The organism is Vibrio sp. 10N (genome assembly GCF_036245475.1).
Lineage (GTDB): Bacteria > Pseudomonadota > Gammaproteobacteria > Enterobacterales > Vibrionaceae > Vibrio.
The window spans coordinates 1,559,976-1,582,558 of the sequence record NZ_BTPM01000002.1 but is presented as its reverse complement, the minus strand read 5'-3'; the positions used below and the strand labels follow the sequence as shown (position 1 = coordinate 1,582,558).

Genomic DNA, 22,583 nt, shown 5'->3' with positions numbered 1-22,583 from the left:
CAAGAATCCATGAAGGATCCGTTACTCAATTCGCTCATCTACATCAGTCGATATTACGGCTTAGCCAACTCCCCAGAGGCGTTGGTTAATGGCCTGCCCCTATCTTCAGGCAAACTGACCCCATTCTTACTACCACGTTCGGCTGAACGTGCAGGATTGGTTGCTAAAGAGAACCGGGCGGATCTGGATGCTATTCCAACCATTGTTTTTCCTGTGATTCTGCTTCTCAAAGGCGGCGATGCGTGCGTGCTGAACAGTATCGACAAAGAAAGCAATGAAGCGGAAGTCATCACCCTTGAATCTGGCATGGTGCCCATATCCATTGCCCTAGACGATCTTATCGCCCAATACTCTGGCCGTTACTTCTTGGTGAAAAAGCAATTTCGATACGATGAGCGTTCACCTGAGGTCCTAAAAACTCGAGATGGTCACTGGTTTTGGGGCACCTTGTGGGAGTCGAAACGCATCTACCGAGATGTGTTGATTGCCTCGCTACTTATCAATATCTTCGCCATTGCCGCGCCGCTGTTCACTCGTTTGGTATACGACAAAGTGGTGCCAAATCTTGCCTTTGAAACCCTGTGGGTACTCGCAGCAGGTATTTTTATCGTCTTTGGCTTCGATTTACTGCTCAAGCTGATGCGCAGTTACTTTATTGATGTAGCCGGAAAAAAATCCGACATCCTTATCTCATCTAAACTGTTTAGCAAGGTGATGGGCATTCGAATGGAATCGCGTCCGCCTTCGGTCGGTGCGTTTGCGCGTCACTTGCAAGAGTTTGAATCCATTCGTGAGTTTTTCACCTCAGCAACCATAGCATCCCTGATTGACCTGCCTTTTGCGCTGCTGTTTTTGGTCATTATTTGGCTGATGGCAGGCAACTTGGTGATCATCCCTATTGTCGGTGTTGTGATACTCATTCTTTATTCGCTACTCATCCAAGGACCACTGCGCAAAACCATTGAAGAGGGGTCGCGTCTTGCTTCGCAAAAATACGCTAACTTAATCGAGAGCTTAGCAGGGCTTGAAACTGTGAAGATATTCGGTGCGCAGAGCCAGTATCAATACCGCTGGGAAGAAGCGGTTGCGCATATGGCGAACTGGAACATCAAAAGCAAGCGCATTACCGATGGGATTCAAAATACCGCTGGCTTTGTACAGCAATCTTCCAACATCGGTATGATCATCCTCGGCGTTTACTTAATAGCGGAAGGTGAGCTAACCATGGGGGGGCTAATTGCCGCTACCATGTTGAGCAGCCGTGCGATTGGCCCATTAGTGCAGCTTTCATTGCTATCAACACGCTACAACCAAGCGAAATCGTCAATGACCATTATCGAGCAGGTCATGGCGATGCCCAACGAGCAAGAGGAAGGTAAGCGCTACATTCACCGCCCTATCATTCACGGCAAAATCGAACTGGATCGAGTTACTTTCCACTACCCAGATTCACCCATGGCGTCAATTCGGGATTTAAGCCTATCAATTGAGCCGGGTGAGAAAGTGGCCATCATCGGTCGTATAGGCTCAGGGAAAACCACGCTTGAGCGGCTCATCATGGGGCTTTACCAACCCACCGAGGGTCATGTCAGGATTGATGAAACCGACATAGCTCAGCTTCACCACGTGGACGTGAGACGCAATATTGGCTGTGTGCCGCAAGATTGCACCCTCTTCTACGGTTCAATTCGTGACAACATTACCCTAGGAAGACCATTGGTCGATGATCGCGATGTCATGGATGCGGCGAACCGAGCTGGGGTGACGGTATTTACGCAGCAAGACCCTGCCGGCCTTGAAAGGCAGGTTGGTGAAGGTGGCTTGCTACTCTCCGGCGGTCAAAGACAGGCTGTAGCGATTGCCCGAGCATTCTTAGCTCGCCCTCCTATCTTGATCATGGATGAGCCCACCAGTTCAATGGATAACCGCTCAGAGCTGCATATAAAGACTCAGCTCAAACAACTTAAAGAGTCGGAAACGTTGATTCTAATCACTCATAAAACTTCCATGTTGGAAGTCGTGGATCGAGTTATTGTGATGGAGAAAGGGACCATCATTGCTGACGGCCCTAAAGCTAGGGTTCTTAATGATTTGAGAGAAGGCAAAGTCAGAGCCGCAAGCTAAACCCACTTAAAAAATCCCGCTCTAGTCAGCGGGATTTTTCTATTCTAACGACTAGATAAAGATACGGGCACGTATACCAAACACCCAGGCATGACTTTCGCTCGAAAACGCTGGGTCTTTAATGTACTGAACATCAGGCGTAATTTGAACGTGATCGCCCCACTGCATGTTGTAGTAAAGCTCCGCTGCAACCTGTCTTTCCCCTGCGTTTAAAAACGTTTGCAGTGTGTCTTCATTGGTTTGAGACCAGTTGATGGCAAATCCCAAATTATTGGTCGGCTGACCTAAACCAAAATAACCCACACCGACTGATAGCGAGCGGTCATACAAGGCAACATCCCCTTCAGAAATACCACCACGAACAAATGGCATAATTTGCGGAGTGACAAATCGGCTCCAAGAGAAGTTCACACCCTGCCCTGATTCGCCACCGATGACCGTACCATCTTCCAGTACTGTCGACGACAAGCTATGACGAGAGCCCGCATCCATGTGCCAAAAGGTCAGATGCAAGTTATCCGTATAAATTTGCTCTTGAGAAGCGGTCCAACCAAATTCTAAGGTTTTAAAGTAAGCTGCGTCACTGCCAAATGCGGTATCGAAACCATCAAAAATGTCCTCTGATTTTCCTTTTGCATCAGCAATACCTCCGATAATGTAAAAATTGTCACCCAGCATATGACCGGCCGATATCGCCAACACACCATCATCGGGTAAGCCCATCGCGCCTGCCCCAGTAGAAAAAGCGAGGTTGGTGAAGCCAGACCAAGGACTTGCTAGGGCATAAACATCCACGTAGTTGGTCACGTCTTGCCAGCCAACAATAATAGAGCCACGGCCATCGCTGATTTTTTGCTTCCAGTTTAGATCCGTGACGCGAAAACCTTGGTCACTGAATGCAGGTGCAATCATACCCGCGTAACCAACTTGATCTTGACCAAGCCATGCGAAACTCTTTGGGTCGGTATAGGTGTAACTGTGTCTGTGCTCAGCCTTCCACACTAAGCTACCCACATTGTTTGTACCTTGACCCAGTAGGTTCCACGAACCATAAAACCTAGCTACACCTGACGCTGCACTCACGTTAGAGCCATCGACACCATTGGGCGACGTTAGTCCTAGAGCAAAATAGTCTGCACCAAAAGTAACTCCCTTATCCGCTAACTGATTGCGCCAATCCTTCTTTTGTTCCGTTTGCTGAGCAATCGTATTCTCAACCGAATCTGGGCCTTCAAAATTAGTCGCATTCGCCGACACGGCAAAAAATAGACCGAATAAAAGTGGGCTTAGTAAAGGAGTCTTTAGGGACATAGATAACGCTCTTGTAGGTGAATACTGGGTCATCTATTTTAATAGGCTGAACACTCATTAATTGCCATTTGATGACATCGGGTGACGGAGTGGATGGCGCCTATTTTTGATATTTAGAGCGATAAGCCGAAGGAGTAACACCAGCAACGCGTTTAAAGGAGCGGGTGAAGTGCGCAGAATCGGAATAACCAAAACGATTGGCAAGTTGAGTGATAGACTCATCCGTCTCACTAAGCCTCGTTTTCACATCTTCGAAAACAAGTTGCTCGATAAAAGATTTGTAGATGATGTTCTCTGCACTCAATCGGCGTTGCAAGGTCCTAACATTGAGGCGCAAAATCTCCGCAGCGAGCTTGATCGGTAGCTTTCCCATAGAAAGGTAAGGCGTGATAGCTAACGTAAATTGCGCTTTAAAGCTCAGAGGCTGAGCCACGGGTGCAAAATTACTGTTTTTTGGCAACGTTGCCTTTACGGGCAAATCGAGTAATGAGAAGGGGATTTCTAACGCAGTGACTGGGCGCTCAACATAAAACTCTGCATGCTCTAGGGATGGCAAACGAGAAAAGTCTTCAATATTTTTGCTTTGAATACCAATACGTATAGGACTCCACTGATGATTCGTCAGCACTCTTAGCACCTCAGCCATGCAAATGACAGAAAACATTTCTGCGTACTTAAACCATGGCTCATTGACACCGGCTTTATCACGCACCAGCCACCAAGTGTTTGCCGATTGTTGTAAATACACCCTCACTCCTGTTGAGCGTGATTGAAGCTCACTAGCAAAAGTCTCAAGTGTGCCTCTCAAGGTCTGTTGTTTGGGCATCGATGTCATTAGCTCGGGAACATAGTGCTCCCGGCAAGTTCTTAAAAATAGCCACCCGGCCCGCTCTTCATTCATGTGCTGAGCCAACACCTCAAAGAAGTTCTTCAGGCTAGATTCAGGCAAGTATTCATAATCGGTGCTGGTATGGATATCGCTGGGAATGGTTGCCCTTCGGAGCAGGGCGTACGTGTCACCATCAATCTCACCCAGCATACTGGCAAAGAACTCGACGCTTTGTTTGGAAACGAGTGAGAAGTCCATCTCTTGAGTTTGTTTCATAAAATGAAGAGGTTAGGAATGGATACCTAAAGTGTCGTCAATCAGTCGAGTTTGGTCAAACCGTTTCAATGGCGAAAGCGTGACAGCAGCAATAAAACAAAGCGCCTGACTGATAGTCAGGCGCTTTGTTTTAGAGGGTATTTTTGAAAATCTTACCGTCTTTCATGATGAGATCCATTTCTGTCAGATGAGAGCCATCTGGCTTAGCATCATTGGTCAGCCAAGTTTCTCGACCACCAATAAGCGTGATGTCTTCAAGTGGGTTACCATCAATCAGTAGAATGTCGGCATACGCTCCCACCTCAATCACACCAATTTTGCCGTCTGAGTATGGGTTGATCCAATCCTCCATCAGCTCCGCTGAAATTCGGCCACCGGTTGATGTCATTGCTCGAAGCGCCGAGAAGTTGCCGAAGAACTTCGCATTTAGGTAAATCTCATGGGAGATCTGCTTGGCACACATATCCGCATAGCCCACACAATCCGTATTGAACGCTCGGTAGTCTGGGTCTAGCTTCTGTACGTTTTCAATGTAGCTGTCGAAAGCCGCTTGCGCCGACGCTAGCTTCTTCTGAATGCTTGGGTCTTGTACTACGGGCACCTTCGCTAGCTCCGGTGAGAACGCGGTGAGGTTCGTCACCAAGAAAGCGCCGTTTTCTTTAAACTTCTTGTGGTGGCTTTCATTGAACATAAAGCCGTGTTCAATGGACTTCACACCAGTATCCAACGCTTGGTGCAATGCCTTGTCTGAGTATGCGTGAGTCGCCACATAGGAGCCGTACGATTCAGCAATATCTACCGCAGCCTTGAGCTCTTCATCCAGTAGTGACTGGTATTGCCATGGGTCAAATTTTGACGATACGCCACCCGACTGGAACACCTTAGTAAACTGACCACCTTGACGGTAGTTATGGCGCGCTTGCTCATGGATCTCTGCCACGCCAGCCGGCGTTGACATAATGCCTAGGATTTCTAGGTTCTGTGGAGAATCCGTCAGTCGGCGTGACTGTAAGCCGACATCTGAGTGTCCACCGATTGGCGCAATAGGCGCACCTGAAACATAAGTTCGCGGGAAGTCGATATCACCTTTTTTCTCTAGCTCAGTCCAAACACCGTCCGCACCACCAACATCTCGAATGGTACCAAAGCCAAGATCAAGGTACATCTCACCGAACCCTTTAGCATGTACGGCGATCTCTGACCAACGCATATCGTTGGTACCAAGCAGACCTTTTGGTAGCGCTAGATGCATGTGCGCTTCTACTAATGCAGGCATCAAGGTTCGACCTTCACCGTCAATCACTTTGGCATCAGCTGGTACATCGGCATTGCCTTGGGTGATTGCTGTAATTTTATTGCCAGTAACAACGACAGAGTGGTTGTTGTACAGCTTATTTTCGGTTCCGTTGAAAATATTGACGTTCTTAAATACAACCACTTGCGGCGCTTCGATTATGGTTGGTTCAGAAGCTTGTGTCGGTGCCATAGCAGCAAAAGCAGAAGCTGTCGTCAACGCAAGTGAAGCAGCAATCAGTGTTTTCTTAAACATGTAATACTCTCTTTCAGTGATGTTGGTGTCTCAATGTGTGAGCACATAGCAACCAATCACCTTCACAAAAAACTGCCATTTGACGACACTTAAAATCTTACTCATTTGAATCCAGCTAAATAGAACTCCGGTAACAAAAAGGGAAGTCGATTAGACTTCCCTTTTTCGTTCGCTCGCACAAATTACGGATCGTTGATGATGAGAATGGTACTAAGGTCTACACCTACTACCCCCTCAAGCTCAATGCTCACCGATTTTTCATTACCCTTATCAATGCTGATTACGGTATTGCCATCTAACTCTTCGGTATGGATCACCTCAGAAGCTAGTAGGTCTGCTAAGCTATCGTCGTCATCAAACAAATCTGAAAGGTCAATAACGTCATCATTACCATTTTCTTGCGAGAAGTCTTTGATGATGTCGTAACCACCGTCAAGATCAGATTCCGCCCATTTGAAGGTATCGTTGCCCAAGCCACCAGTCATCACATCGTCACCTAGCCCGCCAATGAGAAGGTCATTGCCGTCAGTTCCGTGAATCACAGTAACACCACTGCCACCTTGCACAGCAAAGTCTAAATCGTCTGCCAGATCTAAGTTACCTTTAGATAGGATGTTCACATCAACCGTCGCCGTTTCAGTACTGGCAAGACCTTCGGAATCTACAGCACTGTACATAAACTGATCTTCTACTTGAGCTTCTATGATTTCGATGCTTTGGAGCACGAAACCTGCATTTTGATCGTCATCGACAGCGATAATTCGGAACTCATCGAAAGGGACATCAGAATCGACATTGATGACCGCCTGCTTCGAGGAGTTGTCATCGGGTCCATCAATCACAATCGGATCGGGATCAACGAGTACACCGTCGGCGTATAGATACACAAAAACTTGAGCATCGCCGTTGTTGAACGCCCCTGTCATCGCACCTATTCCGATAGCTAAACTGGTCACCAAACCACTTTGGAACTTAACCGACATGTATTCTTTAGCGAGTGACTCTGTCTCTTTACCGCTACCACTTTCATCAGCGCGCTCAGTATAGTAGCCACGTTGCTTCAAGACACCAGAACCATCGAAACCGATCATCTCCTCTGTTAAATTATCATGTGGTGCATCATCCGCGTAGGTACCACCAGTTAAAATTATCCCTTGCTCCTCGAGCTCACTAAGGTCTCCGGTAAAGCCATCAATAGTGGCATCAAAAGCAACGTCGACATCGTAATAGATATCAAAGGTCTCCTCGATCATATCCCCTTCATCCAGGTCGAATCGAATACCTGCACCACTGATAAAATAGAGCTGGCCAAAAGCTGGTTCCTTCTCGATTTTGATCATGGTGACTTTATCTGGGTCTTGGTCATCTTCGAGGTCAGTAATAAAATCGGAGAAGTCTAATGGAATGTTGTCATCACTGGCATATAGCTCAAAATCGGTCACTTCTGGTGGCGTGTTAATGTCGGTAATTGTACCAACACCAGTCGCAGAGCCATTAGTGGTGACGTTGTTATTGTCGGTCACCACTACGCCAAAGGTCTCTGGAGATTCATATACACCATCTACAATCGTTGGTACTGTGATCTTAAACTCGGTCACACCAGCGGGTAGAGTCACATTACCGTCGTTAATGGTCAGTGGTATATCAGACTGACCATCGTTATAACTCGCGGTAAGAGCTCCTATATCTCCTGCCTCGGTACTGTAGTCACCGCCAGTCACCGCTGCGAGATTCAACACAACATTAGCTTCCGTCTGCTTAGATAGCCCCACGGTGAACATGGCCGCAGTCCCCTCATTGACAGACACTGCAGGAGTGATTGAGAGCGTTGGACGGTCATCGTCTGGATCTGGACCAGGTCCGGTACCATCGTCGAGGATGGTGCCCACACCAGTAGCGGAGCCATTGGTGGTCACGCTGTTGTTGTCCGTCACCGTCACGCCAAAGGTCTCAGGGCCTTCAAACACCTCATCCGGCGTGGTCGCCACGGTGACGGTAAACTCGGTCACACCAGCAGGCAGGGTTACGTTGCCATCGGTAATGGTGAGCGGTATGTCAGACTCGCCATCGTTGTAACTCGCGGTAAGATTCCCGATGTCTCCCGACTCTGCGGTGTAACTGCCATCGGTCGCGGTGGCAAGATTCAAGACGACATCCGCTTCGGTCGCTTTCGATAGATTCACGGTGAACACAGCGCCTGTGCCCTCGTCTACTGACACCGCTGGGGTAATGGAGAGCTCTGGACGGTCATCGTCTGGATCGGGTCCTGGGCCCGAACCATCATCGAGGATGGTGCCCACACCAGTAGCGGAGCCATTGGTGGTCACGCTGTTATTGTCCGTCACCGTCACACCGAAGGTTTCAGGGCCTTCAAACACCTCATCCGGCGTGGTCGCCACGGTGACGGTAAACTCGGTCACACCCGCAGGCAGAGTTACGTTGCCATCGGTGATGGTAAGAGGCACGTCAGACTCACCATCGTTGTAACTCGCCGTAAGATCCCCAATATCTCCCGACTCAGCGGTGTAACTGCCGTCGGTCGCGGTGGCAAGATTCAACACCACATCATCTTCGGTCGCTTTCGATAGATTCACGGTGAACACCGCGCCCGTGCCTTCGTCTACTGACACCTCAGGGGTAATGGAAAGCTCTGGGCGATCATCGTCCGGATCGGGTCCTGGGCCCGAACCATCATCGAGGATGGTGCCCACACCAGTAGCGGAGCCATTGGTGGTCACGCTGTTATTGTCCGTCACCGTCACGCCGAAGGTTTCAGGGCCTTCAAACACTTCGTCCGGCGTGGTCGCAACAGTCACGGTAAATTCGGTGACGCCTGTGGGTAGGGTCACGTTGCCATCGATGATGGTGAGCGGTATATCAGACTCGCCATCGTTATAACTCGCAATAAGATCCCCAATATCTCCCGACTCAGCGGTATAACTGCCATCCGTCGCAGTGGCAAGATTCAAGACAACATCATCTTCGGTCGCTTTCGATAGATTCACGGTGAACACCGCGCCCGTGCCTTCGTCTACTGACACTGCGGGGGTAATGGAAAGCTCTGGACGGTCATCGTCCGGATCGGGTCCTGGGCCCGAACCATCATCGAGGATAGTACCCACTCCGGTGGCAGAGCCATTGGTGGTCACGCTGTTATTGTCCGTCACCGTCACACCGAAGGTCTCAGGGCCTTCAAACACTTCGTCCGGCGTGGTCGCAACAGTCACGGTAAATTCGGTGACGCCTGTGGGTAGGGTCACGTTGCCATCGATGATGGTGAGCGGTATATCAGACTCGCCATCGTTATAACTCGCAATAAGATCCCCAATATCTCCCGACTCAGCGGTATAACTGCCATCCGTCGCAGTGGCAAGATTCAAGACAACATCATCTTCGGTCGCTTTCGATAGATTCACGGTGAACACGGCACCCGTGCCTTCGTTCACTGACACCGCTGGGGTAATGGAAAGCTCTGGACGATCATCGTCTGGATCTGGCCCTGGACCCGAACCATCATCGAGAATGGTGCCCACACCGGTAGCAGAGCCGTTGGTGGTCACGCTGTTGTTGTCCGTCACGGTCACGCCAAACGTTTCAGGGCCTTCAAATACCTCGTCCGGCGTGGTCGCCACGGTGACGGTAAACTCGGTGACGCCCGCTGGCAGGGTCACGTTGCCATCGGTGATAGTAAGAGGTACGTCAGACTCGCCATCGTTGTAACTCGCCGTAAGATCCCCGATGTCTCCCGACTCAGCGGTGTAACTGCCATCGGTCGCGGTGGCAAGGTTCAACACCACATCCGCTTCGGTCGCTTTCGATAGATTCACGGTGAACACCGCGCCCGTGCCTTCGTTCACTGACACCGCTGGGGTAATGGAGAGCTCTGGACGGTCATCGTCTGGATCGGGTCCTGGGCCCGAACCATCATCGAGGATGGTGCCCACACCAGTAGCGGAGCCATTGGTGGTCACGCTGTTGTTGTCCGTCACCGTCACGCCGAAGGTTTCAGGGCCTTCAAATACCTCGTCCGGCGTGGTCGCCACGGTGACGGTAAATTCGGTGACGCCTGCGGGTAGGGTCACGTTGCCATCGATGATGGTGAGCGGTATATCAGACTCACCATCGTTGTAACTCGCCGTAAGATCCCCTATGTCTCCCGACTCAGCGGTGTAACTGCCGTCGGTCGCGGTGGCAAGGTTCAACACGACATCGGCTTCGGTCGCTTTCGATAGATTCACGGTGAACACAGCGCCTGTGCCCTCGTCTACTGACACCGCTGGGGTAATGGAGAGCTCTGGACGGTCATCGTCTGGATCGGGTCCTGGGCCCGAACCATCATCGAGGATGGTGCCCACACCAGTAGCGGAGCCATTGGTGGTCACGCTGTTATTGTCCGTCACCGTCACACCGAAGGTTTCAGGGCCTTCAAACACCTCATCCAGCGTGGTCGCCACGGTGACGGTAAACTCGGTCACACCCGCAGGCAGAGTTACGTTGCCATCGGTGATGGTAAGAGGCACGTCAGACTCACCATCGTTGTAACTCGCGGTCATCGCACCGATATCTCCCGACTCAGCGGTGTAACTGCCGTCGGTCGCGGTGGCAAGGTTCAAGACGACATCATCTTCGGTCGCTTTCGATAGATTCACGGTGAAAACAGCACCCGTGCCTTCGTTCACTGACACTGCTGGGGTAATGGAGAGCTCTGGGCGATCATTATCTGGATCTGGTCCTGGACCCGAACCATCGTCGAGGATGGTGCCCACACCAGTAGCGGAGCCATTGGTGGTCACGCTGTTATTGTCCGTCACCGTCACACCGAAGGTTTCAGGGCCTTCAAACACCTCATCCAGCGTGGTCGCCACGGTGACGGTAAACTCGGTCACACCCGCAGGCAGAGTTACGTTGCCATCGGTGATGGTAAGAGGCACGTCAGACTCACCATCGTTGTAACTCGCGGTCATCGCACCGATATCTCCCGACTCAGCGGTGTAACTGCCGTCGGTCGCGGTGGCAAGGTTCAAGACGACATCATCTTCGGTCGCTTTCGATAGATTCACGGTGAAAACAGCACCCGTGCCTTCGTTCACTGACACTGCTGGGGTAATGGAGAGCTCTGGGCGATCATTATCTGGATCTGGTCCTGGACCCGAACCATCGTCGAGGATGGTGCCCACACCGGTGGCAGAGCTGTTGGTGGTCACGCTGTTGTTGTCCGTCACCGTCACGCCGAAGGTTTCAGGGCCTTCAAACACTTCGTCCGGCGTGGTTGCAACAGTCACGGTAAACTCGGTCACACCCGCTGGGAGGGTCACGTTGCCATCGATGATGGTGAGAGGCACGTCAGACTCGCCATCGTTATAACTCGCGGTCATCGCACCGATATCTCCCGACTCAGCGGTGTAACTGCCATCGGTCGCGGTGGCAAGGTTCAACACCACATCCGCTTCGGTCGCTTTCGATAGATTCACGGTGAACACGGCACCCGTGCCTTCGTTCACTGACACCGCTGGGGTAATGGAAAGCTCTGGACGATCATCGTCTGGATCTGGCCCTGGACCCGAACCATCATCGAGAATGGTGCCCACACCGGTAGCAGAGCCGTTGGTGGTCACGCTGTTGTTGTCCGTCACGGTCACGCCAAACGTTTCAGGGCCTTCAAATACCTCGTCCGGCGTGGTCGCCACGGTGACGGTAAACTCGGTGACGCCCGCTGGCAGGGTCACGTTGCCATCGGTGATAGTAAGAGGTACGTCAGACTCGCCATCGTTGTAACTCGCCGTAAGATCCCCGATGTCTCCCGACTCAGCGGTGTAACTGCCATCGGTCGCGGTGGCAAGGTTCAACACCACATCCGCTTCGGTCGCTTTCGATAGATTCACGGTGAACACCGCGCCCGTGCCTTCGTTCACTGACACCGCTGGGGTAATGGAGAGCTCTGGACGGTCATCGTCTGGATCGGGTCCTGGGCCCGAACCATCATCGAGGATGGTGCCCACACCAGTAGCGGAGCCATTGGTGGTCACGCTGTTGTTGTCCGTCACCGTCACGCCGAAGGTTTCAGGGCCTTCAAATACCTCGTCCGGCGTGGTCGCCACGGTGACGGTAAATTCGGTGACGCCTGCGGGTAGGGTCACGTTGCCATCGATGATGGTGAGCGGTATATCAGACTCACCATCGTTGTAACTCGCCGTAAGATCCCCTATGTCTCCCGACTCAGCGGTGTAACTGCCGTCGGTCGCGGTGGCAAGGTTCAACACGACATCGGCTTCGGTCGCTTTCGATAGATTCACGGTGAACACAGCGCCTGTGCCCTCGTCTACTGACACCGCTGGGGTAATGGAGAGCTCTGGACGGTCATCGTCTGGATCGGGTCCTGGGCCCGAACCATCATCGAGGATGGTGCCCACACCAGTAGCGGAGCCATTGGTGGTCACGCTGTTATTGTCCGTCACCGTCACACCGAAGGTTTCAGGGCCTTCAAACACCTCATCCAGCGTGGTCGCCACGGTGACGGTAAACTCGGTCACACCCGCAGGCAGAGTTACGTTGCCATCGGTGATGGTAAGAGGCACGTCAGACTCACCATCGTTGTAACTCGCGGTCATCGCACCGATATCTCCCGACTCAGCGGTGTAACTGCCGTCGGTCGCGGTGGCAAGGTTCAAGACGACATCATCTTCGGTCGCTTTCGATAGATTCACGGTGAAAACAGCACCCGTGCCTTCGTTCACTGACACTGCTGGGGTAATGGAGAGCTCTGGGCGATCATTATCTGGATCTGGTCCTGGACCCGAACCATCGTCGAGGATGGTGCCCACACCGGTGGCAGAGCTGTTGGTGGTCACGCTGTTGTTGTCCGTCACCGTCACGCCGAAGGTTTCAGGGCCTTCAAACACTTCGTCCGGCGTGGTTGCAACAGTCACGGTAAACTCGGTCACACCCGCTGGGAGGGTCACGTTGCCATCGATGATGGTGAGAGGCACGTCAGACTCGCCATCGTTATAACTCGCGGTCATCGCACCGATATCTCCCGACTCAGCGGTGTAACTGCCATCGGTCGCGGTGGCAAGATTCAACACCACATCCGCTTCGGTCGCTTTCGATAGATTCACGGTGAACACAGCGCCCGTGCCTTCGTTCACAGACACCGCTGGGGTAATGGAGAGCTCTGGGCGATCATCGTCTGGATCGGGTCCTGGGCCCGAACCATCATCGAGGATGGTGCCCACACCAGTAGCGGAGCCATTGGTGGTCACGCTGTTATTGTCCGTCACCGTCACGCCGAAGGTTTCAGGGCCTTCAAACACTTCGTCCGGCGTGGTTGCAACAGTCACGGTAAACTCGGTGACGCCCGCTGGGAGGGTCACGTTGCCATCGATGATGGTGAGAGGCACGTCAGACTCGCCATCGTTATAACTCGCGGTCATCGCACCGATATCTCCCGACTCAGCGGTGTAACTGCCATCCGTCGCAGTGACAAGATTCAAGACGACATCCGCTTCGGTCGCTTTCGATAGATTCACGGTGAACACAGCACCCGTGCCTTCGTTCACAGACACCGCTGGGGTAATGGAAAGCTCTGGACGGTCATCATCTGGATCTGGCCCCGGACCCGAACCATCATCAAGAATGGTGCCCACACCGGTAGCAGAGCCGTTGGTGGTCACGCTGATGTTGTCCGTCACCGTCACGCCAAAAGTCTCTGGACCTTCAAACACTTCGTCCGGCGTGGTTGCAACAGTCACGGTAAACTCGGTGACGCCCGCTGGCAGGGTCACGTTGCCATCGATGATGGTGAGAGGCACGTCAGACTCGCCATCGTTATAACTCGCGGTCATCGCACCGATATCTCCCGACTCAGCGGTGTAACTGCCATCGGTCGCGGTGGCAAGATTCAAGACGACATCCGCTTCGGTCGCTTTCGATAGATTCACGGTGAACACGGCGCCTGTGCCTTCGTCTACTGACACCTCAGGGGTAATGGAAAGCTCTGGGCGATCATCGTCCGGATCGGGTCCTGGGCCCGAACCATCATCGAGGATGGTGCCCACACCGGTAGCAGAGCCGTTGGTGGTCACGCTGTTGTTGTCCGTCACGGTCACACCAAAGGTTTCAGGGCCTTCAAACACCTCATCCGGCGTGGTCACGACGGTAACGGTAAACTCAGTTATGCCAGCAGGCAGCGTCACGTTGCCATCGGTAATAGTGAGCGGTATGTCGGACTCACCATCGTTGTAACTCGCGGTAAGATCCCCTATGTCTCCCGACTCTGCGGTGTAACTGCCATCGGTCGCGGTGGCAAGATTCAACACGACATCCGCTTCGGTCGCTTTCGATAAATTCACAGTGAACACAGCGCCCGTGCCTTCGTTCACAGACACCGCTGGGGTCATGGAAAGCTCTGGGCGATCATCGTCCGGATCTGGTCCTGGGCCCGAACCATCATCGAGGATGGTGCCCACACCAGTAGCGGAGCCATTGGTGGTCACGCTGTTATTGTCCGTCACGGTCACGCCGAAGGTTTCAGGGCCTTCAAACACCTCATCCGGCGTGGTCGCCACGGTGACGGTAAACTCGGTCACACCCGCAGGCAGAGTTACGTTGCCATCGGTAATGGTAAGAGGCACGTCAGACTCGCCATCGTTATAACTCGCGGTCATCGCACCGATATCTCCCGACTCAGCGGTGTAACTGCCGTCGGTCGCGGTGGCAAGGTTCAAGACGACATCATCTTCGGTCGCTTTCGATAGATTCACGGTGAAAACAGCACCCGTGCCTTCGTTCACTGACACTGCTGGGGTAATGGAGAGCTCTGGGCGATCATTATCTGGATCTGGTCCTGGACCCGAACCATCGTCGAGGATGGTGCCCACACCGGTGGCAGAGCTGTTGGTGGTCACGCTGTTGTTGTCCGTCACCGTCACACCGAAGGTCTCAGGGCCTTCAAACACCTCATCCGGCGTGGTCGCGACGGTGACGGTAAATTCGGTGACGCCTGCGGGTAGGGTCACGTTGCCATCGGTGATAGTAAGAGGCACGTCAGACTCGCCATCGTTATACGTGGCGGTCATCGCACCGATATCTCCCGACTCAGCGGTATAACTGCCATCCGTCGCAGTGGCAAGATTCAAGACAACATCCGCTTCGGTCGCTTTCGATAGATTCACGGTGAACACCGCGCCCGTGCCTTCGTCTACTGACACTGCGGGGGTAATGGAAAGCTCTGGACGATCATCGTCTGGATCTGGCCCTGGACCCGAACCATCATCGAGAATGGTGCCCACACCGGTAGCAGAGCCGTTGGTGGTCACGCTGTTGTTGTCCGTCACGGTCACGCCAAACGTTTCAGGGCCTTCAAATACCTCGTCCGGCGTGGTCGCCACGGTGACGGTAAACTCGGTGACGCCCGCTGGCAGGGTCACGTTGCCATCGGTGATAGTAAGAGGTACGTCAGACTCGCCATCGTTGTAACTCGCCGTAAGATCCCCGATGTCTCCCGACTCTGCGGTGTAACTGCCATCGGTCGCGGTGGCAAGGTTCAACACCACATCCGCTTCGGTCGCTTTCGATAGATTCACGGTGAACACCGCGCCCGTGCCTTCGTTCACTGACACCGCTGGGGTAATGGAGAGCTCTGGACGGTCATCGTCTGGATCGGGTCCTGGGCCCGAACCATCATCGAGGATGGTGCCCACACCAGTAGCGGAGCCATTGGTGGTGACACTGTTGTTGTCCGTCACGGTCACGCCGAAGGTTTCAGGGCCTTCAAACACTTCGTCCGGCGTGGTTGCAACAGTCACGGTAAACTCGGTGACGCCCGCTGGGAGGGTCACGTTGCCATCGATGATGGTGAGCGGTATATCAGACTCACCATCGTTATAACTCGCAGTAAGATCCCCAATGTCTCCCGACTCAGCGGTATAACTGCCATCCGTCGCAGTGGCAAGATTCAAGACAACATCATCTTCGGTCGCTTTCGATAGATTCACGGTGAACACCGCGCCCGTGCCTTCGTCTACTGACACTGCGGGGGTAATGGAAAGCTCTGGACGGTCATCGTCTGGATCGGGTCCTGGGCCCGAACCATCATCGAGGATGGTGCCCACACCAGTAGCGGAGCCATTGGTGGTCACGCTGTTATTGTCCGTCACCGTCACGCCGAAGGTCTCAGGGCCTTCAAACACTTCGTCCGGCGTGGTCGCAACAGTCACGGTAAATTCGGTGACGCCTGCGGGTAGGGTCACGTTGCCATCGGTGATGGTAAGAGGCACGTCAGACTCGCCATCGTTATAACTCGCGGTCATCGCACCGATATCTCCCGACTCAGCGGTGTAACTGCCGTCGGTCGCGGTGGCAAGGTTCAAGACGACATCATCTTCGGTCGCTTTCGATAGACTCACGGTGAACACGGCGCTCGTGCCTTCGTCTACTGACACCGCTTGAGTAATAAAGAGCTCTGGGCGATCATCGTCCGGATCTGGCCCAGGCCCCGAACCGTCATCAATAATCTCCGCATCACCTACAACAAACAGGGTTCCCTCCTCATCGAATGTGCCGCTGCCATCTTGTAATGTAACTCCGTCTACATCCGATACTCGAAGGCCAAAATTCTCTCGTCCTTCAAATACAGCGTCTTGTTTAGTCTGAACACTAACAGTAAGCTCTGTCACTCCAGCTGGTAGATTAACTTGCCCATCATTGATGCTTACAGCCTGAGTTTCACCATCACTGTCTACATAGAATGCACTGATGGATTCCAAATCATCGGCTTCAGCTGTATAGCTGTCTTGACCAGTTATTAAGCTCAGCCCAAGAGTTATGTCAGTTTCTGATTCAGCAGATAATCGAACAACAAACTCAGCACTTTCCCCCTCATTAACTTGGTCTCCACCGGTAATACTTAAAGTGGCCGGAATGACTTCTTCAGCTATCTGCTCGGGTTGACGAGCGAACTGAAGCAAAGTTAAAGATTGTGTTGCCGACAAACCTTGCGCTTCTAAACCTGTTGTATCGAATTGTGTGGAGGCGATAACCTGTGTGCCATCCCGCTCAATGACTCCTGTGGTAGTCGGGCTTGAGCCATTTTCTTCGCCTGCTGCAGTCTCTTGACCTTCTACATCAGTCGGGTCTTGTCCAGATTCGATTTGTGCGATAATTGCGTCTGCATCCAAAGCCGTGATTTCTAGCGTTCTCGCTGAGCCATCGCCTTGAACAACAACGACGTTCACATCCTCACCAACCTCTGCATCCTCTAAAATGTCTATTACGACATCTCCTGGACGAGGGTCTAATCCCTCGGGAAGAACTGTCAACCTTCCCTGAGCATCCACCACTAACGTACCCGAGATTTGCGCTGCACCAAATAAAGAAAAACCACTCATGTTCGACTCCTTGAGTCACCCTGTGACGACCGGATAGCTCTGTAATTTTACCTAACCCACTCGTTAACCCTGCGTTCCAATAAAGCTTAATTTTTATTCATCGTATAAAGGTAATATCAGACAACTCGAATATTGAGTATGTTTTGGCAAGCTAATTAATCATCTGTCTCAAAAAAGAAATTGCGTCTCTCATATTCGAGAATTCGCTTTGTTTGTATGGTTTCCTCTATTTTCGTATTAGTTAATGAAAGTAAAGGAAAAGTTAGGATCCTAGTTGTTGGACTCATTTCCCAACCTAAAAAGTGCACTAGCACACATATTGATTGAGAATTCGCGCAGCCACTCAGACCTTGATCATTGAACTAGACGTAATGTTTGAGGGCAAAGCATTAGGCGGTGGATACAATAAAAACCAGCTCATTAAAAAGTGGCTTTCGTTGAGTGAGATAGATGGAGAGAAATAAAAAAGTCTCGCGATTGCGAGACTTTATACAACTTTGGTTGAGGCTAACCGATGACGGTTATAAACCCTTGTAGGATGATGAGGTTAACGATATCAATAAAGAACGCTCCAACAATCGGTACCACCATGAAAGCTTGCGGGGAAGGACCGAACCGATTGACGATAGAGCCCATATTCATTACCGCTGTCGGTGTCGCACCCAAGCCAAAACCACAGTGACCACCAGCAATAACGGCACCATCATAGTTGCGTCCCATAAAGCGGAACGTCACGTAATATGCGAAAATGGCAAGAACCAGAGACTGCACCCCTAGAATCACTAAGAATGGGATCGCCAAATCGAAAATATTCCACAATTGCAGACTCATCAGTGCCATTGCCAAGAACAGCGAGAGCGAGACAGTACCAAGGATATCGACGGTTTCTGCGTCCACCTTGTAGCTTTTTGTCACCTCACAAATGTTAGTGATGAACACCCCAATAAATAACGCGTAAACGAAGTCTGGAATCATTAGCCACTTTATTTCAAAGGTATTTACCCACGCATGTAAGTACTTAGCGCCGGTGACACAAATGAGCAAAATGAACAACACTTCGATCACTTTCTTTGCGGTCACTCGATCACGTTCGTATTCGTTATAGGTCACCAACTCAGGGAAGCGCTCGTGGGTGTCATTACCACGGCCATATTCAGACTCAAAATCATTCTTATCGATCAAACGCTGGGCTACCGGGCTACCAATAATACCGCCAATAATGAGACCGAACGTCGCTGATGCCATCGCGATTTCGAGAGTATTCGCTATACCATAAGTCTCAGTAAACGTCTGAGACCAGGCCGCCCCCGTACCATGACCACCAGAGAGGGTAATGGAGCCTGCGATCAAGCCCATTAAAGGCTCTAATCCAAGCATCGTCGCAAGACCAACACCGACGCCATTTTGAATAATGATGTATACCGACGCTATGGCCAAAAAGACAAAGACCTTGGCACCACCTTTCGCGAGCTGGGTGTAGTTTGCTGCCAAACCTACGGTACTAAAAAACATCAACATGAAAGTTTTTTGTAGCGGTAAAGAGAACTCTAAATCAATGTTGTTAAAGTGCAAAACGGTAATAATCACCGCAACAATAAGACCGCCAACAATAGGCTCTGGAATGTTGTACTTACGAAGTACAGGTAGTTTACTGTTGATAAGGTGACCAAGAAAAAGAACGCTGATTGCGATCAAAAAAGATTCTAACGTGCCAACAGAGATGGTGTTGTTCATATGACCTCTTTTTTTGCTGTATCGCTCATCTTCCTTAATGAGGTATCGATTCGATATTTTAGTGTAGTAAAAATAGGATAGCTGGCGATCTCTGCAAAATCACCAAACGACCTTGTTTCTATATCCATAACTTTTTGTGTGCCGAGGAAGCGTCGACATAATGACAACCCAAACGACTCGCGTTGGGTGTATTGAAACCCTAAAAACACATAGAAGTGTCCAAGGCCAAAAGAATAACTACACTGGTTAAGGCAGGATGGTAACACAATCTCGCAAGATCGACTAATTTAACTAAAGAATACAAACAATAAGGCTAACTATCGTGAAATATACAGCTCCTATCCTTCTTGCTACAAGCTTGTCATTTGCTCAGGCAACAAACGCAGAAATGACCATCAACTATCAAAAACCGCAGTCCGCATCGGAGCAAACTGCGCGAGAAGCGATACAACAAAGTGGCGCTAACGAACTGCTGGTTGAATTGTCTAAAACCTATTTCCCATTCAATCACGACCTCACGGTACAATATGGCGGAGAAGACGGTCCTCTGTACGATCCATCGAATCATACCGTGCATATGCCGTACGCGTTTTACACCGACTCTCTCAACTACTTCACCAAAAATGACTATCAAAATCGATTTGGTAAACCGGCTCAACAAGGTGCCGTCGACACTCTGCTTCACACTCTACTTCATGAAGCCGGACACGCTTACATCGCCGATCAGGGCATTCCAATTTTGGGTAAAGAAGAAGATGCCGTGGATAATTTCGCTGCGGTCATCATGCTAAATTACGTTGAGCAAGGTGCCGATGCCACCATCAGTGCTGCAGACATGTTCGCTTTTGAGTCTGAAGATAGACCCGACTACTATGATTTTTACGAATACATTGGCGAGCATAGTTTCGACTTGCAGCGCTATTTCAGTACCCTGTGCTTAGTTTATGGTAGTGATCCCGACAGCCACAAAAACTTGTTGGATGAAATTGAGAAAAAGTATCTTGATGAGCAAAAAGATAAGTGTATCGCCACCTTTGAAGAGATCGATTACAACTGGAAGCAAGTACTAAACATAGATTCTAACACCAGTAGTTAATCACTGAGGTCACATGCCGACAACACTCATCCTATTTTATGATGGTCACTGCCCACTTTGTGTGAAAGAGATGACCGCTCTGAAGAAACATGACACACACAATGTGATTCAATTGGTCGATATTTTCTCTGCAGCGTTTGAACGCTACCCAGAGCTCGATAAAAACTCTGCTTCTGAACGATTGCATGCCTATGACGAAAACGGGGTACTATGGGAAGGGTTAGACGTCACCTATCAAGCATGGCGCCTTGTTGGCCGAGGGCACTATTACGCGTTTACGCGCTGGCCACTGTTAAAACCAATATGCGATTGGTGTTACCTGAAATTTGCCCGCCACCGCTACACGGTGTCGGGCTGGCTAACGGGCAAAAAACGCTGCGACAACTGTCGTAACGACTGATTAAACGCTAATACACATTCACACAGCGGATCGCTCTCTATTTACACTGTAAAGCTTATTTCTGCGCGTCTGCACGCACTGCTTTAAACAATACCGAGGTATCAGAGCGCCCTTCACCTGATGCAGATAGGTTGCGATAGCGTTCTATGGATTGCTGCGTCAGTGGCAATTCAATTCCTTGCTTTTGCGCTTCATCCAAGCAGAAACCTAAATCCTTAATCATCCAATCGATGGCAAAGCCGAAATCATACTGGTCTTTATCCATGGTTTTGGCGCGATTTTCCATCTGCCAAGAACCGGCTGCGCCATTTTTTAAGCAATCCACCAAAGAAGGAATGTCTAAACCACTTTTTTGAGCCAAAAGTAAGCCTTCTGAAAGCCCGGTAAGCACCCCTGCAATACAGACTTGATTCACCATTTTCGCGCGCTGACCTTGACCAACATCCCCCATCAACACCGAAGACTTGCCATAAGCATCAAAGATAGGTTGAAGGGAATCGAAGGTTTGGGCGTCACCACCACACATAATGGTCAACACGCCATTTTCTGCGCCCGCTTGACCACCGGAGACTGGAGCGTCCATAAAACGAACTCCAGCACTGCCACATGCTGCGCCCAACTCTTCAGCTAGGGTGGCCGAAGTCGTGGTATGGTCAACAAGAATTGCACCTGGCTTCATTGCTGCAATAGCGCCTTGCTCTGAAGTAGTCATCTGTCGAACATCATCATCGTTACCAACGCATACAGCAACGACATCAGCGTCTTTAACACATTCCACGACCGACTCAGCAAAGTGCCCCGTGAATTCATTGGCCCAGCGCTGTGCCTTTTCTGTAGTGCGGTTAAACACGCTCACTTCAAATCCGGCTTTCATTAGGTGCCCTGCCATTGGGTACCCCATTACGCCCAGTCCAATAAAACTTATTTTCATGTCGGCTCCTTGTTGTTTTGATTCGGATTCACGGCCGTGTCCATTGTGCGAGCGGTTGCAAGAATCGCTTCTATCAGGGCTTTTACGGCTTTAGGTTGATATTGTCTGCCTTTGTACACCAAAAAGGCCTGACGGTCACTACGATAATATTCAGGCAGTATATGAACAAGATTCTTGTTGTCCGCCACGTGCCTAAGTGGCAATGATGCCACTCCAAGGCCACGCTCAACAGCATCTTGCAGTGCCTGTATGTCATTGATAATTAATCTGGGTTTAAACAGAATATCGCCCACAGCGTGCTCTTCACTGGCAATATGGATATGCTGGGCATCATCGATCGCTAACCAATCCGCTTGTTTAAGCTGTTCCAATGTTTCAATTGGACCATGATCAGTTAGGTACGAGGAGCTAGCAAAGAAACCGTGCTTAGCGGTAAAAAGTGGACGGGCGATAAGATCGTCCATATCGGACGTGTCAAATGTGATCAAAAGCTCTCGATCCGTTTTTGGTTTGCTTTGATCATGATTCAGTGCCAAATCAATATGCACCTTGGGATAGGCTTTTAAGTACTCTTCAACGACAGGGGCGATAAACGCATGATAGAAACTGTGTGGTACCGCCAATCGGACGCGCCCCGCGACTAAGTCGGTTTGCTCTATCACGTTGTTGAGCCCTATTTCTAATTGCTCAACTCCACTGCTTAGCTGTTCAAACGCCATTTTGCCAACATCGGTAGGGGCAAGCTCCCGCCCCCTCTTCTCGAGTAACCTCAGTGCCAGTTTTTCTTCTAGTGACGAAATGCGCCTTGATACCGTCGATTGAGGAAGGCCAAGACGGTTGGCAGCCGCAAGCACCGATCCCTCTTCAACCACCTTACAAAACAGGTACACATCATCTATGTATCCATATATGGAATCCACGATCCTAATTCACCGTATTTTTTCTAATT

General features: G+C 50.8%; 10 protein-coding genes. 3 read left to right on the top strand and 7 right to left on the bottom strand.

What is annotated here, in order from left to right; translation table 11 throughout:
- The first annotated feature begins 9 nt into the window (after positions 1-9).
- Complete coding sequence (locus AAA946_RS23090; protein WP_338167082.1) at positions 10-2,124, top strand: type I secretion system permease/ATPase; 2,115 nt, start codon at positions 10-12, stop codon at positions 2,122-2,124.
- Positions 2,125-2,175: 51 nt separating this feature from the next.
- Here the strand turns inward: AAA946_RS23090 and AAA946_RS23085 are convergent, their stop codons facing one another.
- The 5 genes from AAA946_RS23085 to gltS all read right to left on the bottom strand — a co-directional run bounded on the left by AAA946_RS23085 (position 2,176) and on the right by gltS (position 19,207).
- Entirely contained in the window at positions 2,176-3,435 is a 1,260-nt protein-coding gene (locus AAA946_RS23085) for a carbohydrate porin (protein WP_338167081.1), read from the bottom strand.
- 100 nt (positions 3,436-3,535) lie between these two features.
- Complete coding sequence (locus tag AAA946_RS23080) at positions 3,536-4,540, bottom strand: helix-turn-helix domain-containing protein (RefSeq protein WP_338167080.1); 1,005 nt, start codon at positions 4,538-4,540, stop codon at positions 3,536-3,538.
- A gap of 130 nt (positions 4,541-4,670) precedes the next feature.
- Positions 4,671-6,089, bottom strand: a complete 1,419-nt coding sequence (locus AAA946_RS23075; protein ID WP_338167079.1) for an amidohydrolase family protein — start codon at positions 6,087-6,089, stop codon at positions 4,671-4,673.
- 182 nt (positions 6,090-6,271) lie between these two features.
- The gene (locus tag AAA946_RS23070) at positions 6,272-17,473 is read right to left on the bottom strand and encodes a Calx-beta domain-containing protein (protein ID WP_338167078.1); all 11,202 of its coding nucleotides are present in this window, start codon (positions 17,471-17,473) and stop codon (positions 6,272-6,274) included.
- Between the two features lie 507 nt (positions 17,474-17,980).
- On the bottom strand, positions 17,981-19,207 hold the full coding sequence (gltS, locus tag AAA946_RS23065) for a sodium/glutamate symporter (RefSeq protein ID WP_338167077.1): 1,227 nt from the start codon (positions 19,205-19,207) through the stop codon (positions 17,981-17,983).
- Between the two features lie 322 nt (positions 19,208-19,529).
- Between gltS and AAA946_RS23060 the strand changes: the two genes are divergently transcribed.
- Together AAA946_RS23060 and AAA946_RS23055 are read left to right on the top strand one after the other, a co-directional pair.
- Positions 19,530-20,303 carry a DUF4344 domain-containing metallopeptidase gene (locus tag AAA946_RS23060; protein WP_445206120.1) on the top strand — a complete coding sequence of 258 codons (774 nt, stop codon included), beginning with the start codon at positions 19,530-19,532 and terminating at the stop codon, positions 20,301-20,303.
- Positions 20,304-20,316: 13 nt separating this feature from the next.
- Positions 20,317-20,703, top strand: a complete 387-nt coding sequence (locus AAA946_RS23055; protein WP_338167076.1) for a thiol-disulfide oxidoreductase DCC family protein — start codon at positions 20,317-20,319, stop codon at positions 20,701-20,703.
- A gap of 55 nt (positions 20,704-20,758) precedes the next feature.
- On the opposite strand, the gene AAA946_RS23050 is transcribed toward AAA946_RS23055, so the two are convergent.
- Both AAA946_RS23050 and AAA946_RS23045 read right to left on the bottom strand, forming a co-directional pair.
- Positions 20,759-21,634 carry an NAD(P)-dependent oxidoreductase gene (locus AAA946_RS23050; RefSeq protein ID WP_338167075.1) on the bottom strand — a complete coding sequence of 292 codons (876 nt, stop codon included), beginning with the start codon at positions 21,632-21,634 and terminating at the stop codon, positions 20,759-20,761.
- Complete coding sequence (locus tag AAA946_RS23045) at positions 21,631-22,554, bottom strand: LysR family transcriptional regulator (protein WP_338167074.1); 924 nt, start codon at positions 22,552-22,554, stop codon at positions 21,631-21,633. Before AAA946_RS23045 ends, AAA946_RS23050 begins: the two co-directional genes overlap by 4 nt.
- Positions 22,555-22,583: the final 29 nt, after the last annotated feature.

Bases quoted from the DNA above. Each gene is read 5' to 3' on its own strand.
- AAA946_RS23075 (WP_338167079.1), bottom strand. From the start codon at position 6,089: ATGTTTAAGAAAACACTGATTGCTGCTTCACTTGCGTTGACGACAGCT.
- AAA946_RS23055 (WP_338167076.1), top strand. From the start codon at position 20,317: ATGCCGACAACACTCATCCTATTTTATGATGGTCACTGCCCACTTTGT.
- AAA946_RS23085 (WP_338167081.1), bottom strand. From the start codon at position 3,435: ATGTCCCTAAAGACTCCTTTACTAAGCCCACTTTTATTCGGTCTATTT.
- AAA946_RS23090 (WP_338167082.1), top strand. From the start codon at position 10: ATGAAGGATCCGTTACTCAATTCGCTCATCTACATCAGTCGATATTAC.
- AAA946_RS23080 (WP_338167080.1), bottom strand. From the start codon at position 4,540: ATGAAACAAACTCAAGAGATGGACTTCTCACTCGTTTCCAAACAAAGC.
- gltS (WP_338167077.1), bottom strand. From the start codon at position 19,207: ATGAACAACACCATCTCTGTTGGCACGTTAGAATCTTTTTTGATCGCA.
- AAA946_RS23070 (WP_338167078.1), bottom strand. From the start codon at position 17,473: ATGAGTGGTTTTTCTTTATTTGGTGCAGCGCAAATCTCGGGTACGTTA.
- AAA946_RS23050 (WP_338167075.1), bottom strand. From the start codon at position 21,634: ATGAAAATAAGTTTTATTGGACTGGGCGTAATGGGGTACCCAATGGCA.